The sequence below is a fragment of the Serratia sp. TSA_105.2 genome (assembly GCF_052692115.1).
Genome location: NZ_JBQZFT010000011.1, coordinates 107,044 through 123,332, shown reverse-complemented (window position 1 = coordinate 123,332; position 16,289 = coordinate 107,044). Strand labels below are relative to the sequence as shown.

The 16,289-nt window shown below is 57.7% G+C and carries 15 protein-coding genes; 7 read left to right on the top strand and 8 right to left on the bottom strand.

Going from position 1 to position 16,289, the window contains the following annotated elements:
- Window positions 1-122: 122 nt before the first annotated feature.
- Both mobB and mobA read right to left on the bottom strand, forming a co-directional pair.
- Window positions 123-641, bottom strand: coding sequence for a molybdopterin-guanine dinucleotide biosynthesis protein MobB (mobB, locus tag ACUTSC_RS22340; protein WP_049270878.1), 519 nt, complete (start codon window positions 639-641; stop codon window positions 123-125).
- Entirely contained in the window at window positions 638-1,228 is a 591-nt protein-coding gene (mobA, locus tag ACUTSC_RS22335) for a molybdenum cofactor guanylyltransferase MobA (RefSeq protein WP_197768798.1), read from the bottom strand. Before mobA ends, mobB begins: the two co-directional genes overlap by 4 nt.
- 148 nt (window positions 1,229-1,376) lie before the next feature.
- Here mobA and ACUTSC_RS22330 point away from each other — a divergent pair, with 148 nt between their 5' ends.
- The 3 genes from ACUTSC_RS22330 (at window position 1,377) to dsbA (ending at window position 3,384) form a co-directional block, all read left to right on the top strand.
- Window positions 1,377-1,646, top strand: a complete 270-nt coding sequence (locus tag ACUTSC_RS22330; protein ID WP_197768797.1) for a DUF1040 family protein — start codon at window positions 1,377-1,379, stop codon at window positions 1,644-1,646.
- A gap of 98 nt (window positions 1,647-1,744) precedes the next feature.
- A complete protein-coding gene (locus tag ACUTSC_RS22325) occupies window positions 1,745-2,731 on the top strand; it encodes a serine/threonine protein kinase (RefSeq protein ID WP_197768796.1) in 987 nt (328 codons plus the stop codon).
- Window positions 2,732-2,760: 29 nt separating this feature from the next.
- Window positions 2,761-3,384: a thiol:disulfide interchange protein DsbA gene (gene dsbA, locus ACUTSC_RS22320; RefSeq protein WP_004931264.1), complete on the top strand. Its 624-nt coding sequence runs from the start codon at window positions 2,761-2,763 to the stop codon at window positions 3,382-3,384.
- Window positions 3,385-3,426: 42 nt separating this feature from the next.
- Here dsbA and ACUTSC_RS22315 read toward each other — a convergent pair whose 3' ends face one another.
- A complete protein-coding gene (locus ACUTSC_RS22315; RefSeq protein WP_445653549.1) occupies window positions 3,427-4,323 on the bottom strand; it encodes an acyltransferase in 897 nt (298 codons plus the stop codon).
- Window positions 4,324-4,820: 497 nt separating this feature from the next.
- Between ACUTSC_RS22315 and polA the strand changes: the two genes are divergently transcribed.
- Window positions 4,821-7,619, top strand: coding sequence for a DNA polymerase I (gene polA / locus ACUTSC_RS22310; RefSeq protein ID WP_197768794.1), 2,799 nt, complete (start codon window positions 4,821-4,823; stop codon window positions 7,617-7,619).
- A gap of 180 nt (window positions 7,620-7,799) precedes the next feature.
- Window positions 7,800-7,847, top strand: a complete 48-nt coding sequence (locus ACUTSC_RS22305; protein WP_071892919.1) for a spot 42 RNA, inhibition of DNA synthesis — start codon at window positions 7,800-7,802, stop codon at window positions 7,845-7,847.
- A 277-nt stretch (window positions 7,848-8,124) separates the two neighbouring features.
- On the opposite strand, the gene yihA is transcribed toward ACUTSC_RS22305, so the two are convergent.
- Window positions 8,125-8,769 (bottom strand): ribosome biogenesis GTP-binding protein YihA/YsxC, encoded by a 645-nt coding sequence (yihA, locus tag ACUTSC_RS22300; protein ID WP_019452177.1) that lies wholly within the window; start codon window positions 8,767-8,769, stop codon window positions 8,125-8,127.
- 734 nt (window positions 8,770-9,503) lie between these two features.
- Between yihA and yihI the strand changes: the two genes are divergently transcribed.
- Window positions 9,504-10,043 (top strand): Der GTPase-activating protein YihI, encoded by a 540-nt coding sequence (gene yihI / locus ACUTSC_RS22295; protein WP_071890410.1) that lies wholly within the window; start codon window positions 9,504-9,506, stop codon window positions 10,041-10,043.
- A 182-nt stretch (window positions 10,044-10,225) separates the two neighbouring features.
- A complete protein-coding gene (gene hemN / locus ACUTSC_RS22290) occupies window positions 10,226-11,599 on the top strand; it encodes an oxygen-independent coproporphyrinogen III oxidase (RefSeq protein ID WP_197768793.1) in 1,374 nt (457 codons plus the stop codon).
- A gap of 34 nt (window positions 11,600-11,633) precedes the next feature.
- Here hemN and ACUTSC_RS22285 read toward each other — a convergent pair whose 3' ends face one another.
- The 4 genes from ACUTSC_RS22285 to glnA form a co-directional block, all read right to left on the bottom strand.
- Entirely contained in the window at window positions 11,634-11,756 is a 123-nt protein-coding gene (locus tag ACUTSC_RS22285; RefSeq protein WP_015379453.1) for a YshB family small membrane protein, read from the bottom strand.
- Between the two features lie 113 nt (window positions 11,757-11,869).
- The gene (glnG, locus tag ACUTSC_RS22280) at window positions 11,870-13,282 is read right to left on the bottom strand and encodes a nitrogen regulation protein NR(I) (protein ID WP_197768792.1); all 1,413 of its coding nucleotides are present in this window, start codon (window positions 13,280-13,282) and stop codon (window positions 11,870-11,872) included.
- A gap of 8 nt (window positions 13,283-13,290) precedes the next feature.
- Window positions 13,291-14,340: a nitrogen regulation protein NR(II) gene (glnL, locus tag ACUTSC_RS22275; protein WP_004931246.1), complete on the bottom strand. Its 1,050-nt coding sequence runs from the start codon at window positions 14,338-14,340 to the stop codon at window positions 13,291-13,293.
- Between the two features lie 193 nt (window positions 14,341-14,533).
- Window positions 14,534-15,943 carry a glutamate--ammonia ligase gene (gene glnA / locus ACUTSC_RS22270; protein ID WP_019452181.1) on the bottom strand — a complete coding sequence of 470 codons (1,410 nt, stop codon included), beginning with the start codon at window positions 15,941-15,943 and terminating at the stop codon, window positions 14,534-14,536.
- Window positions 15,944-16,289: the final 346 nt, after the last annotated feature.

Sequence of the window (16,289 nt, the reverse complement as noted above, 5' to 3'; positions counted from 1 at the left end):
GCCGATGGTAGTGTGGGGTCTCCCCATGCGAGAGTAGGACACTGCCAGGCATCAAACCAAGCAAAAAGCCCTGAACTGACGTTCAGGGCTTTTTGCTATGCGTAAAACGCAAAAAAGCGCAGCTACGCTGCGCCTTTCAACCACTCGACAATAAAGTCGGCGATGCTTTCCGGTTGATTGAGATCCAACTGCTTAGCCGCGATGGATAGCGGCCGGTCGCTGGCTACCGCCACGACAAACTGATCCAGCATGTCTTCCAGCGGTCTGCCGATCTCGGCCCTATAAAGCAGGATCTTGCTGACCGGCTCATGTTTGAACCCTTCCACCAGAATCAAATCGACCTTATCGGCATCAAAACGTTCCGCCAGGTAGCGCAGGTCCAAAGGTTGTTGTTCCGGCGTTTCGGTCATCAATGCCCAACGGCGATCGCTGGCGACCAGCGTTTGGTCGGCACCCGCTTTGCGCAGCTCGTAGCTGTCTTTACCCGGCGTATCCACATCCATGTCATGATGGGTATGCTTTATCAGCCCAACCCTCACCTGGCGCTGTTTCAGCATCGGGATCAACTGTTTGAGCAGGGTGGTTTTTCCCGTTCCACTATAGGCACCGATGGCCAGCAAGGGGGGCAATGAACGATTCATTTCTTTAGCTCTCGTGCTTGCTGCCAATTCCGGCAGTCTTCCGGCGTATTCAGGTTATGAAATGCCGCTTGTTGCCCACTGAACACCACGCGTTGTGCGCCGATCTGATGCAAGAACAGCATCAGCTTACGTTCACCCTGCGCCAGATAGTTGGCCAGCTGTGGTGCTATTTGGGTATGCAATAACGCCAGCGTAGGGTGATCTCGTTCACCATCGCTGGCAAAGGCCGCTGGCGCTGCGCCTTTTTGCTGCCATAGCTGCGCGACTAAGCCGGCGGGAAAGTCGGGGACGTCACAAGGGACGAAGGCCACCCACTCGTTGGGAGATTGCTTGAGCCCGGCGAGCATCCCGGCCAACGGCCCGGCGAAATCGGGCGTCAGATCGCCAATTACCGGCAAACCGCTCGTCTGGTAGCGTGCCTGATTGCGGTTGGCGCTGATGGCAACGGAAGCCACCTGCGGCCGTAACCGGGCCAGAACATACTGATAGAGTGCGATACCGCCAATCGACACCAGGCCCTTATCCTCACCGCCCATGCGCGTGGCTCGCCCGCCGGCCAAAATTACGCCGCTGATTTCTTTATGCATCTCGTTTATCCCGCCTTGTCGATGCGCTGATTGTAGCGCTAAAGCCGGCGTGACATCAGGATTTACCTTTATTGACAAGCCGGTTCTTTCACTGCGTGGGTAAGCCTGTTACTTTGTGAGTTTATTCATGCTATTGGACGATATTGAGATGAAAACGCATCGCGTAAACGAGTTGATCGAGCTGTTGCACCCGGCCTGGCAGGAAGATCCCGATCTCAATTTGATGCAGTTTTTGCAAAAACTGGCGAAGGAAGCGGGCTTCCAGGGCGAGTTGTCCGAGCTGAGCGATGATGTTCTTATTTACCACCTGAAAATGCGCGGCCGCGCCGGCACGGATCAGATCCCGGGCCTGAAGAAAGATTACGAAGAAGATTTTAAAACGGCGCTGTTGCGCGCTCGCGGAGTTATTAAGGACTGACCTTCGTGCGGTGCGAGAAAGCATAGCTCGTGAAACGTGCCATTAATGCTACTATTTCTCATTCCCGGCACCGTGCTGTCAGCGATCAAACGAACGTTATGAATAACTCTGCTTTTAATTTCGACACTCTGTCGCCCGACTTGATTATGGACGCGCTCGAAGGGGTTGGCCTGCGCGTCGACTCCGGTCTGACGGCGCTGAACAGCTACGAGAACCGCGTCTATCAGTTTATGGACGAAGATCGCCGGCGCTACGTGGTGAAGTTTTACCGCCCGGAGCGCTGGAGCGCCGCGCAGATTGGTGAGGAGCACCAGTTCGCTCTGGATCTGGCGAAGGCGGAGATCCCTGCGGTAGCGCCGTTGGTGTTGCAAGGCGCTACGCTGCATACGCACGCTGGGTTCTTCTTTACCCTGTTCCCCAGCGTGGGCGGGCGGCAGTACGAGATAGACAACCTGGATCAGTTGGAATGGGTGGGTCGTTTCTTGGGGCGCATCCATCAGGTCGGCGGTGAGCGTTTGTTCGCCGAGCGGCCGACGATGGGGGTTGAAGAGTATCTCACCGCCCCGCGTCAGGTGTTGGCCGGTTGCGAGCTGTTGCCGGCAGCACAGCGTGATGCGTTCCTGCAGGCGACGGATAACCTGATCGCGGCGATCAAGCCGCACTGGCATCTGAACTGGCAGCCGCGCCGTTTGCACGGTGATTGCCATCCGGGCAATATTCTGTGGCGCGACGGCCCGCTGTTCGTCGATCTTGATGACGCACGTAATGGCCCGGCGGTACAGGACTTGTGGATGCTGCTGCACGGCGAACGCCGCGATCAACTGATGCAGTTGGACGTCTTGCTGGAGGCATACGGTGAATTTGCCGAGTTCGATCAGCGCGAGTTGGCGTTGATCGAGCCGCTGCGGGCGATGCGCATGGTGTATTACCTGGCCTGGGTCGCCCGCCGTTGGCAGGATCCGGCCTTTCCTAAGAGTTTTCCGTGGATGGCGGAGTCTGATTTCTGGTTGTCTCAGACTGCGGCCTTCACCGAACAGGTTAAGCTGTTGCAGGAGCCTCCTCTGCAGCTGACGCCAATGTATTGAAGCTTTAACACAATGGAGAGTTTAGTCTTATGAAAAAAATATGGTTGGCGCTCGTTGGCATGGTGATGGCATTCAGTGCCTCGGCGGCACAGTTTAGCGATGGCGCTCAGTACGTGACCCTGGACAAGCCGGTGACCGGCGAGCCGCAGGTGCTGGAGTTCTTCTCCTTCTACTGCCCGCACTGCTACCAGTTCGAGCAGGTCTATCACGTGTCTGAAAACGTGAAGAAGGCCTTGCCTGCCGGCACCAAAATGACCAAGTACCATGTGGAGTTCCTGGGGCCGTTGGGCAAACAGCTGACTCAGGCATGGGCGGTAGCGATGGCGCTGGGCGTGGAAGACAAAGTCAGCCCGCTGATGTTTGAAGCGGTGCAGAAAACCCAGACCGTGCAAACGCCGGACGATATCCGTAACGTCTTTGTGAAAGCGGGCGTGACCGCCGCAGATTATGACGCGGCCTGGAACAGCTTCGTGGTGAAATCTCTGGTGGTTCAACAGGAGAAAGCCGCTGAAGATCTGCAGCTGCGCGGCGTGCCGGCGGTATTCGTGAATGGCAAATACATGGTGAAAAACGATGGCCTGGACACCAGCTCGATGGACGCTTACGTGAAGCAGTTCGCCGACGTGGTTAAATTCCTCAGCCAGCAGAAATAAGCCAGATTTAATATGAAAAACGCCGGCATCGCCGGCGTTTTTTTACCCGTATTGCCGCTTCAATTTATCCAGCAACCGATCTTTTTCCTGCCACAGCGTATTCAGCCACAGCTGGAAGCGCCGCTTGAACTGTTTGTCGTTGAAGTAGTCCCCATGCAGGGTTTCATCGATCGGCAGCGTTTCTATTCTTACCACGATACGCGTCAGCCGCCCGCACAGCATATCCATAAAGGGCCGTTGGTTATTTTCCGGATAGAGCAGGGTAACGTTCAACACTTTGTCGAACTGATTGCCCAGCGCGCTGAGCGTAAACGCAATGCCGGCGGCTTTGGGCGCCAGCAAATTGCGATACGGCGAATTGCTTTTAATTTTCTTGGCTTCCGTGAAGCGCGAACCCTCGACGAAATTGACGATGGTGGTTGGACGCTGACGGAATTTTTCGCAGGAACGGCGCGTCGTTTCGATATCCTGGCCGCGTTTCTCCGGATGCTTGAGTAAATAGGCGCGGGAGTAACGCTTCATGAATGGCATGTCCAGCGCCCAACAGGCCAGACCGACAAAAGGCACCCAGGCTAACTGTTGCTTGAGGAAGTACTTATTCATTGGAATATGGTTTCTGAACAGCACGCACAATACGACAATGTCCGACCAACTTTCGTGGTTGCTGATCAGCAGATACCAGTTTTTTCGATCCAGCCCCTCCAGCCCTTCAATATCCCAACGCAATTGCCCGTTAATGCGCAATAACAGCGCCAGCCCCTGACACCAGCACCACATCATGAAATCGGCGAAAGTCGAGATATATCGCCAAACGGCGGGAATGGGCACCAGGAGTTTCACGATGCCGGCCAGCGTGATGGGGATGGAGCACAACACCGTCACCAGAATCGTGAGTATGACGGAAATGATAAAGATAACAGGCGTTAACAATCTTGGCATGGTTATGGGCTGACGGTTGTTGAGAACATCGTTGCATGCCGAAGCGCATGAACAAAAACATATTTTAACAGAAATCGCCGGGGTAAAGCGCCGCTAAAAATGACTGTTTTTCGTCTCATCGGATAACCATTTGCTGAGTTTTCGTGCAACTTTCCCAGCTTGTGCTAGGGTAATTGAGGCGCCGAATTTGATTAATAGTGCGATTAAAATCCGGCGAAAGTTATATCCACAAATCCAATAAAAGCCAGTAATAAAGCGTCGCCGGAATTCGTTCTTTTAACGCGGTGATTTAAATAGGAATTTTATTCGCCGTTATAACGATAATCGGAGCGTTATAATTCGGTCTCTTTTCTATGCACAAAGTTATCCACAGGTAAGATCTTGCGGATCCTCACGCACCATCACATCATTTTCGTCCGTAATGCACGCTAAGGTTCGTCTCCGGCGGCCAGCTATGGCATGCTTACCCCTATGTCCGATCACGATAAAGAAACGCTATGGCCCAGATTGCAGAAAACCCACTAATCCTGGTTGACGGTTCCTCCTACCTCTACCGCGCTTATCACGCCTTCCCGCCGCTGACCAACTCGGCGGGCGAGCCGACCGGCGCGATGTACGGCGTGCTGAATATGCTGCGCAGCCTGTTGCTGCAGTATCAACCGAGCCACGTTGCCGTGGTGTTTGATGCCAAAGGGAAGACTTTCCGCGATGAGCTGTTCGCCGAATACAAGTCGCACCGGCCGCCGATGCCGGACGATCTGCGAGCGCAGATCGAGCCGTTGCACAGCATGGTCAAGGCGATGGGCCTGCCGCTGCTGGTGACGCCCGGCGTTGAGGCGGACGACGTTATCGGTACGCTGGCGCTGGAGGCCGAAAAGGCCGGCCACGCGGTGCTGATCAGCACCGGCGACAAAGACATGGCGCAGCTGGTGACACCGAACGTCACCCTGATCAACACCATGAACAACACGATCCTCGGCCCGCAGGAAGTGTGCGACAAGTACGGTATTCCGCCGGAGCTGATCATCGACTTCCTGGCGTTGATGGGCGATTCATCGGACAACATTCCCGGCGTGCCGGGCGTGGGCGAGAAAACCGCCCAGGCGTTGCTGCAGGGCATCGGTGGGCTGGATGCTTTGTACGGCAATCTGGAGAGCATCGCCACGCTGAGCTTCCGCGGTGCCAAAACCATGGCGGCCAAGCTGGAGCAGAATAAAGAGGTCGCGTATCTCTCCTATAAGCTGGCGACGATCAAAACCGACGTCGAGCTGGATCTGACCTGCGCTGAGCTGACGGTGTCCGAGCCGGATGTCGATACGCTGCAACAGCTGTTCAAACAGTACGAGTTCAAACGCTGGCTGGCGGACGTGGAAGCCGGCGTATGGCTGGAAAACAAGAAAGGCGCGGGTGCGAAAGCTGCTGGCGCCGCCAAACCGGCCGCCGCGGCGGAAGCGCCGAAGGCGCTGGCGGAGGCCAAGCTGTCCCAGGAGGGGTATGTCACTATCCTGGATGAAGCGACCTTTACCGACTGGCTGGCGCGGCTGAAAAAGGCCGACGTGTTTGCCTTCGATACCGAAACCGACGGCCTGGATACCCTGACCGCCAACCTGATCGGCCTGTCCTTCGCGATTGCACCGGGCGAAGCGGCTTATTTGCCGGTGGCGCACGATTATCTGGATGCCCCGCCACAGCTGGACCGTGCCTACGTGCTGGAAGCGCTCAAGCCGCTGCTGGAGGACGATAAAGCGCTGAAGGTCGGGCAAAACCTGAAGTTCGATATGAGCCTGCTGGCGCGCTACGGCATTGAGATGCGCGGTATCGCCTACGACACCATGCTGGAGTCCTATGTGCTGGACAGCGTCGGCGGCCGTCATGATATGGACAGCCTGGCCGATCGTTATCTGGGCCACAAAACCATCACCTTCGAAGAAATCGCCGGCAAGGGCAAGAACCAGCTGACGTTCAACCAGATTGCCCTGGAGCAGGCGGCGCCTTACGCTGCCGAAGACGCGGATGTCACGCTGCAGCTGCACCTGGCGATGTGGCCGCAGCTGAAGCAGAGCGCAGAGCTGCTGACGGTGTTCAACGAGATTGAAATGCCGCTGCTGCCGGTGCTGTCGCATATCGAGCGCACGGGGGTGCTGATCGATCCGGCCATTTTGTCAGCCCACTCCCAGGAGCTGGCCAAGCGTCTGGCGGAACTGGAGGCGCAGGCCCACGAGCTGGCGGAAGAGCCATTCAACCTGGCGTCGACCAAGCAGCTGCAGGCGATCCTGTACGAAAAACAAAAGCTGCCGGTGCTGAAGAAAACCCCAGGCGGGGCACCTTCTACCAATGAAGAGGTGCTGGCCGAGCTGGCGCTCGACTACCCGCTGCCGAAGGTGATTCTGGAATATCGCGGCCTGGCGAAGCTGAAGACCACCTATACCGACAAGCTGCCGCTGATGATCAATCCGGTCAGTGGCCGGGTGCATACCTCGTACCATCAGGCGGTGACCGCCACCGGGCGTCTCTCCTCGAGCGATCCGAACCTGCAGAACATCCCGGTGCGCAACGATGAAGGGCGACGCATTCGCCAGGCCTTTATCGCGCCGGAAGGCTACCGCATCGTCGCGGCCGACTACTCGCAGATCGAGCTGCGCATCATGGCGCATCTGTCACAGGATGAAGGGCTGCTGAAGGCCTTCGCCGAAGGGAAAGACATTCACCGCGCCACGGCGTCGGAAGTCTTCGGCGTGCCGTTGGATAAAGTGACCGGCGAGCAGCGCCGCAGCGCCAAGGCGATTAACTTTGGCCTGATTTACGGCATGAGCGCCTTCGGCCTGGCGCGCCAGCTGGGGATCCCGCGAGGGGAAGCTCAGCGCTATATGGATCTGTACTTTGAGCGTTACCCGGGCGTGCTGGATTATATGGAGCGCACCCGCCAGCAGGCCGCCGAACAGGGCTATGTCAGCACGCTGGACGGTCGCCGTCTGTACCTGCCGGACGTCCGCTCCAGCAACGGCATGCGCCGCAAGGCGGCCGAGCGCGCCGCCATCAACGCCCCGATGCAGGGCACGGCGGCCGATATCATCAAGCGTGCGATGATTGAGGTCGACGCCTGGTTGCAAGGGCAGGAGAAGCCATTGGTGCACGCAATCATGCAGGTGCACGATGAATTGGTGTTTGAGGTGCACGAGTCGGTGATCGAAGAAGCCAGCCAACGTATCCGCCAATTGATGGAGGGCAGCATGACGCTGGCGGTGCCGCTGAAGGTCGACGTGGGCGTCGGCATGAACTGGGATGAGGCGCACTGATCGCCGGATGCGCTAACTGGCGATAACCTAAGCACTTTTCGTAATTAAGCTACAAGATGCGGCGATAGTTTCCTCAACTTCGCCGTTCTTGCGCCGTAAATTGTGTAAGTAAACTACAAAAAATTCTTTTGCCCTGCGAAAAAATGATGTAGAGTTACAGGCGTAGGGTACAGAGGTAAGATGTTCTATCTTTCAGACCTTTTACTTCACGTAATCGGATTTGGCTGAATATTTAGCCGCCCCAGTCAGTATTGACTGGGGCGTTTTTTATTGTAAAAACAGCAGCAAGCCATACGTTTTTCCTATCTCTTCGCACCGCTTTTCGTTCCCGCTTCCGCTCCCTCAACGCCGTGATTTGGTGAGATCAGCCTGCCTTGGCGATAAGTTTTTATGATGGCTTTATTTCAGAACTGTAATTAGATAACAAAAAATCCCGCCTGTGGCTGAACTGCGGGCATAAAAAAGCCGATGCGGTGAGGCATCGGCTCTGGCGTTCAGCCTGGGCTTATTCGCCGGCTTCGTCTTCCGGCAGCACTTCCGGCGGGATCTCGTTAAACCAGGTATCCAGCTTCTGGCGCAGCTTGTCGACGCCGATCTTCTTCAGCGACGAGAAGGCTTCAACCTGGATATCCCCCATAAACGGCAGCACCGCTTCACGCACCATATTGAGCTGCGCCTTGCGTGCGCCGGAGGCCAGTTTGTCGGCCTTGGTCAGCAGCACCAGCACCGGGGTGCCGACGTCGACCGCCCACTGGATCATCTGCTGGTCGAGATCTTTCAGCGGATGGCGGATATCCATCAGCACCACCAGGCCCTTCAGGCTGTTGCGCATCTGCAGGTATTCGCCCAGCGCGCGCTGCCATTTACGCTTCATCTCTTCCGGCACTTCGGCGTAGCCGTAACCCGGCAGGTCGACCAGGCGGATGCCGTCTTCCACTTCGAACAGGTTGATCAGCTGGGTGCGCCCCGGCGTTTTACTGGTGCGCGCCAGGCTTTTTTGGTTGGTCAGGGTATTCAGCGCGCTGGATTTCCCGGCGTTGGAACGGCCGGCAAAGGCGACTTCAATTCCTGCATCCCCCGGCAGATGGCGAATATCGGGTGCGCTGGTGACGAAATGGGTCACATGATAGTTGTAGTTCTTGCTGGTCAAAATTTTTCGTCTCCGTGAGGATGGCTAACTGGTTGGCGATTATAACTGCATCAGCGGTAAAAATGGCGTGTTTCTCGGTTTTTAAGCGGCGGGACGCGATAAAACGACAGTTATACCGCGCGTAGGTTGTGAGACATTTGCCATTCGAATCGCGGGTAATGTCGCTTTATTCGAAAGTGATATTTCTGTTTTTATTTTAAAAACAACATGTTGTTTTTTCGTTGTAGGGAAATGTCATCCAAATCGGCGTCAGGTACCTTGAGCCTTCGCAACAATAACGTAAAGTAGTCGTTAACGCAGGGTTGCGCAGGATTAGGGAACATCCGGGAAGGATGACAAATCTCAGGGAACGCACAGGGCGTGCAATGAGTGCCAGGATGAACGCAAAAGGAAGTGACCCTTTCGCACCGGAATAGGCGGCAGGCACATCGGATGGTGAAGTATCGGCAATTTGGATGCCCGCAGGAAGCGCGCTCGGGAAGAGCGGATGCGAATGGATTACGCCATGGACGATTTTTCTTTCAGGATGAAGGACGTAGTGGCAGGGAATGCGGTTATAGCAGAGGGAAAAACCGGGATGTTGCATGTACGCAAGGAGCGCGTAACAGGAATACCCTTCGCAAGAAGGTGCGAAATAGGCGGCAGGTTTAACCTGCCGCCTTTTTTCTTTGCCCGCTTTCTGCTAGATTCCGCCGCAATTCTATACTGAATCTACATACCTAAGAGCACACGCTATGAACCAGCCATCAAAAGCACCTCGCGGCAGCGCGGCGAAGTCAAAAACGAAAAAGAAAAGCCGTATGGAGCTCGATCAGGAAGCGCGCGAGCGCAAACGCCTGAAAAAGCGCCGTGGCCTCGCTTCCGGTTCGCGCACTCAGGTCGAGTCCGGCAGCCAGAAGAACAAATCGGCGGCGGCAGCCAAAGATCCGCGTATCGGCAGTAAAGTGCCGGTTGCGCTGGTGGTCGACGAAACCAAAGTGAAGGCCAAACCGCAGCCGAAGCCGAAGGCCGAAGCGAAACCGCGCCTGTCGCCGGAAGAAGAGCTGGCGAAGCTGGAAAATGACGAACGCCTGAACGCGCTGCTGGATCGCATCGACGACGGTGAAACGCTGAACGCGGAAGAGCAAGCGTATGTCGACAAGACGCTGGATCGCATCGATGTGCTGATGGACGTGTTGGGCATCGAACTGGGCGAAGACGACGACGAAGAAGAAGAGAAGCAGGAAGATATTCTGAAGCTGCTGAAAGGCGGCAACCCGAAAGACGCCTTTTAACGCGCCATGTGGCTAATTCCGGCAATAGCCCTACTCTTGATGTGTTATCTGCTGTGGTTATTCGGTAAACTATGGCGGCTGTCTAAGCGCAAAGCGCGTTTTCGCAGCGCTTCCGTGGCCAGACAGCGCAGACAACCGCCTCTCTCCAGGCCCGGTAGAAAAAGATATCGGAAGGAGTGAGCATGTCAGAGCAGACGATTGTCTGGGATTTGGCCCTGATCCAAAAATATAACTACTCAGGGCCGCGTTATACCTCATACCCCACGGCGCTGGAGTTTACCCAGCGCTACGACGAAGCGGCGTTTCAACGCGCCGCTGCGCGCTACCCTGAGCGGCCGCTGTCGCTGTACGTGCATATCCCTTTCTGCCATAAGCTGTGCTACTTCTGCGGCTGCAACAAGCTGGTGACGCGCCAGACGCACAAGGCCGACGAATACCTGATCGTTTTGGCGCAAGAGATCGCCAGCCGTGCGCCGCGGTTCGCCGGCCGCAAGGTCGGCCAGATGCACTGGGGCGGCGGTACGCCGACCTACCTGGATAAAGCGCAAATCAGCCGGCTGGTGGCGTTGCTGCGCGAACACTTTGATTTCCTGCCCGATGCGGAGATGTCGATCGAGGTCGATCCGCGTGAGATAGAGCTGGATGTGCTCGATCATTTACGCGCCGAAGGCTTTAACCGCCTGAGCATGGGGGTGCAGGATTTCAACAAGCAGGTGCAGCAGCTGGTCAACCGCGAGCAGGACGAGGCCTTTATCTTCGCCCTGATAGAGCGGGCCAAAGCGCTGGGCTTCCGCTCGACCAATATCGATCTGATCTACGGCCTGCCGAAACAGACGCCGGAAAGCTTCGCTTTCACGCTACAGCGGGTGGCTGAGCTGAATCCCGATCGCCTCAGCGTGTTCAACTACGCGCATATGCCGAACTTGTTCGCCGCCCAGCGCAAAATCAAAGACGCCGATCTGCCGGGCGCGCAGCAGAAGCTCGATATCCTGCAGCAGAGCATCGCTTTCCTGACCGGCGCCGGCTATCAGTTCATCGGCATGGATCACTTTGCGCGCCCGGACGACGAGCTGGCAATCGCCCAACGCGAAGGCAAGCTGCATCGCAATTTCCAGGGCTATACCACCCAGGGCGACAGCGATCTGCTGGGGCTGGGCGTGTCGGCCATCAGCATGCTTGGCGACAGCTATGCGCAGAACCAGAAAGAGCTGAAGCGTTACTATGACAGCGTGCAGGCGCAGGGTAATGCGCTGTGGCGCGGGCTGGCGCTGACGGACGACGATTGCCTGCGGCGCGATCTGATCAAAACCCTGATCTGCAACTTCCGGTTGGCGTATCCGCCGCTCGAACGGCAATACGGCATCGACTTCACCGCTTACTTCGCCGAAGACCTGCAGCTGCTGGCGCCGTTTGAACGCGATGGGCTGGTGGAGCGGGACGAGCAGGGCATCCGCGTCACGCCGCGTGGACGCTTGCTGATTCGCAATATCTGCATGTGTTTTGACCGCTATCTGCGGCAACAGGCGCGCAGCCAGCAATTCTCACGGGTGATCTGAGGATGAAAAAACAGCCGCTGATGCGGCTGTTTTTTTAACTGAAGAAGTTAATCAGCGCGGCGCACAACACCGCGGCAACCGCCGCCTGCGGGGTGTGACTGGCGGCGGAGCCCAGCTCCGCGCCCTGAGAAATGAATACGATGAAAGAGTCCAGCATCGTCAACCTCCAGAGTGTGCGACACGATCATACTGCGCCCGCACCGGCTGTAAAGCCCGTGGTTGGCGTTTTTTTGTGCGCCGGACTGCGTTTTTCATCATCCATCCCCGTTCCTATTCCATGCCCAGCTCTTTAAGCTTGCGGGTCAGGGTATTTCGTCCCCAGCCCAGCAGGCGCGCGGCTTCCTGTTTGTGCCCCTGGGTGTGGCGCAGCGCGGTGGTAAGCAGCGTGCGCTCCATTTCCGGCTGTGCTTCCGACAGCAGGTTTTGATGACCGGAACGCAGCGCGCGATCGGCCCACTGCGCCAGCAGCGTGGCCCAACTGTCCGGCAGACTGTGGCTGGGGCTTTCCGGCGCGGCGGTTTCGAACAGCTCACCCGGCAGATCCTGGATCAGCACTTCCTGCCCGGCGGCCATCACCGTCAGCCAGCGGCAGGTGTTCTCCAACTGGCGCACGTTGCCCGGCCAGGGCAGGCGGGTCAGCGCGGTTTCGGTTTCCGGGTGCAGGTTCTTGGCCTCGACGCCTAACTCTTTGGCGGCGATCTGCAGGAAGTGGCGCGCCAGCCGCGGGATGTCTTCACGGCGCTCGCGCAGCGGTGGCAGGTGTACGCGGATCACGTTCAGGCGGTGGAACAGATCCTCGCGGAACTTGCCTTCCTGCACCCGCAGCTCCAGGTTCTGGTGCGTGGCGGCGATGATGCGCACGTCGACCTTCACCGGCGCATAGCCGCCGACCCGGTAGAACTGGCCGTCCGCCAGCACCCGCAGCAGGCGCGTTTGTACGTCGAGCGGCATATCGCCGATCTCGTCGAGGAACAGCGTGCCGCCGTCGGCCTGTTCAAAGCGGCCCTGACGGATTTGGTTCGCGCCGGTGAAGGCGCCTTTTTCGTGGCCGAACAGCTCCGACTCGATCAGATCCTTGGGGATGGCGGCCATGTTCAGGGCGATGAACGGCGACTTGGCGCGCGGGCTGTGGCGGTGCAGCGCATGCGCCACCAGTTCCTTGCCGGTGCCGGATTCGCCGTTGATCAACACGCTGATCGACGAACGCGACAGCCGGCCGATGATGCGAAACACGTCCTGCATCGCCGGCGCTTCGCCGATGATGTCCGCCGCCGGATTGCTGGCCGGCTGGCTGCGCACCGGCTGCTGCTGCTCCTGATAATGGCTGATGGCGCGCTCGACCAGCGCCACCGCTTCGTCGATGTCGAACGGCTTCGGCAGGTAGTCGAAGGCCCCTTGCTGATAGGCGCTGACGGCGGCGTCCAAATCCGAATGCGCGGTCATGATGATCACCGGCAGCATCGGATGGCGCTGTTTGATCTGCTTGAGCAGCGCCAGGCCGTCTATACCCGGCATGCGGATATCGGACAGCAGCACGTCGGGGGTTTGCGTGGCCAAGGCTTCCAGCACGTCATTGCCGCCTTCGAAGGTGGCGCAGCTCAGGCCCGCGCCGGTGAGCGCGCGCTCAAGCACCCAGCGGATGGAGCTATCGTCATCGACGATCCAGACTATCCCTCGTTGCATAGCAAACCTCACTGACGAATGGGCAGGTAGACCGAGAATTCGGTATGACCTGGCCAACTGTTGAATTCAATTTTTCCGCAATGCTGATCGATAAGATTGCGGGCGATGGATAATCCCAGGCCGGTACCGCCCTCACGGCCGCTGACCATCGGGTAGAACAGCGTGTCCTGCAGCTGCGCCGGTACGCCGGGGCCGTCGTCTTCGACGTCGATGCGCGCTGCCAGGCGGTAGCGAGTACCGTGCAACGTAATCTGAAACGCGGTGCGGGTGCGCAGCGTGATGGTGCCGCCCGCCTCGCCCAGCGCCTGCAGCGCGTTGCGGGTGATGTTCAGCAGCACCTGTTCAATCTGATCCGGGTCGTGGGCCATTTCCGGCAGGCTCGGATCGTAGTCGCGCACCAGCGTGACGTTATCCGGCATTTCCAGCGACACCAGCTGGCAGACGCGCTCCGCGACCTGATGAATGCTCTGGGTAATGTGCTGGCCGGGCCGCTGTGGGCCGAGCAGGCGATCCACCAGATTGCGCAGCCGATCGGCCTGCTCGATGATCACCTTGGTGTATTCGGTCAGCGCCGGATCGGGCAGCGCCTTGGCCAGCAGCTGCGCCGCGCCGCGCAGGCCGCCCAGCGGATTCTTAATCTCGTGCGCCAAACCGCGCACCAGATCGCGAGCCGCCACCTGTTGGGCATGCTGCAGCTGTTCCTGGCTCAGGCGGCGCTGATTGTCCATCGGTGCCAGCTCGACCAGGATATAGCCTTCCGGCAGCGCCTGAGCGGTCAGGGAAAGGATGTGCGCACGTCCGTCGACCACCAGGGTCACTTCGTTGTCGGTGAAGCCCTGACCGGCGCGTAAGCTTTCGCGCATCAAAGAGACGTTCAGCGAAAAATAACCGAGCAAATCGGGCAGCGGCGTGCCGAACAGCTTGCGGGAGCTTTGCGCCAGCAGCTGCTGTGCCGCCGGGTTGGCGTAGTGAACCGCCAGTGAGTCATCCAACAGCAGGATGCTGTTGATGAGTGAATTGAGGATCTGCCCAGCATCGGGCAGCTTGCCAGTTGCCATACAGCAGACTCCTGCACCTTTTTAGTGCATCTATCCTACTCCATCCGGGATCGGCGCGGTATGGAATAGTTTTGCAGAAAATACGGTGGAGAAAAAAACCCATCCGAAGATGGGCTGAAAGTTTCCACGGCAACAAAAAAGCGATAACAAAAATGTGGGCACCGTCCGCCTGTGCAGACGGCGCGGGTAGGGCTTAGACGCTGTAGTACAGTTCGAACTCAACCGGGTGTGGCGTCATGCGAACGCGGTCCATCTCTTCTTTGCGCAGTTCGATGTAGGCATCGATCGCATCGTCGGTGAACACGCCGCCGCGGGTCAGGAACTCGCGGTCTTCGTTCAGTGCGGCCATCGCTTCGTCCAGCGAGCCGGCCACTTTTGGGATCTCGGCTTCTTCTTCCGGCGGCAGGTCGTACAGGTTTTTGTCCATGGCGTCGCCAGGGTGGATCTTGTTGATGATGCCGTCCAGGCCGGCCATCAGCAGCGCGGCGAAGCACAGGTATGGGTTAGCCGCCGGATCCGGGAAGCGGGCTTCGATGCGGCGCGCTTTCGGGCTGGATACCACCGGGATGCGGATAGACGCGGAGCGGTTACGGGCGGAGTAAGCCAGCATCACCGGCGCTTCGTAGCCTGGCACCAGACGCTTGTACGAGTTGGTGGTCGGGTTGGCCAGGGCGTTGATCGCTTTGGCGTGCTTGATGATGCCGCCGATGTAGAACAGCGCGGTTTCAGACAGGCCGCCGTATTTGTCGCCGGCGAACAGGTTGGTGCCGTTCTTGGACAGCGACATGTGGCAGTGCATGCCGGAACCGTTGTCGCCGAACATAGGCTTCGGCATGAAGGTCGCGGTTTTGCCGAAGGCGTGCGCCACGTTGTGCACCACGTATTTGTAGATCTGAATTTCGTCGGCTTTCTTGGTCATGGTGTTGAAGCGGGTTGCCACTTCGTTCTGACCGGCGGTTGCCACTTCGTGGTGGTGCGCTTCAACCACCAGGCCCATCTCTTCCATGGTCAGACACATGGTGGAACGCAGATCCTGCGAAGAGTCGACCGGTGGAACCGGGAAGTAACCGCCTTTCACCGCCGGACGGTGGCCTTTGTTGCCGCCGTCGTATTTTGTGCCGGAGTTCCAGGCGCCTTCGATGTCGTCGATGGCCACGTGGGAACCGCGGATGCTGCTGCCGAAGCGGATGTCGTCGAACAGGAAGAACTCAGGCTCTGGCCCGAACAGCACGGTATCCGCGATGCCGGAGGAGCGCAGGAAGTCTTCGGCGCGTTTGGAGATGGAGCGCGGGTCGCGATCGTAGCCTTGCATGGTGCCCGGCTCGAGAATGTCGCAGCGAATGATCAGCGTAGGTTCTTCGAAGAACGGATCCAGAACCGCCGTGCTGGCGTCCGGCATCAGCACCATGTCAGATTCGTTGATGCCCTTCCAACCACCGATAGAGGAGCCGTCAAACATTTTACCTTCTTCGAAGAAGTCGGCGTTTACCTGGTGAGCCGGGATCGTCACGTGCTGTTCCTTACCCTTGGTGTCAGTGAAACGCAGGTCTACGAATTTCACTTCATGCTCATTCAGCATCGTCAAAACGTGTTCAGCGGACATACTTAACTCTCCCGGTTTATCATTGTCGTCGTCGTGGAACGAATCTGTGGAACTGGCTTTTTTTCGCCTTGAAAAGACTAAAGCGAAAAGCGTGCCAACTTTTTAAAAAGGCGTTCATCGCCTTTCTGCGCGGGTTTTACCCAGCCACAGTATGCACCACCAACGATAATTTGCACTGTTATGGTGCAATAAGGGTGAGCGTGGGCACTGAAATGGTGCAAAAGTGCAACGATTGCGGCTTTTTGCACCGTGAAAGGGATCACAAACTGACCGGTACGCGGTTGTTTATAAGAGATGGTTGTGATCTTGTTTAGTCCCTCGCTTAATACGTGTACAATAGCGCGCT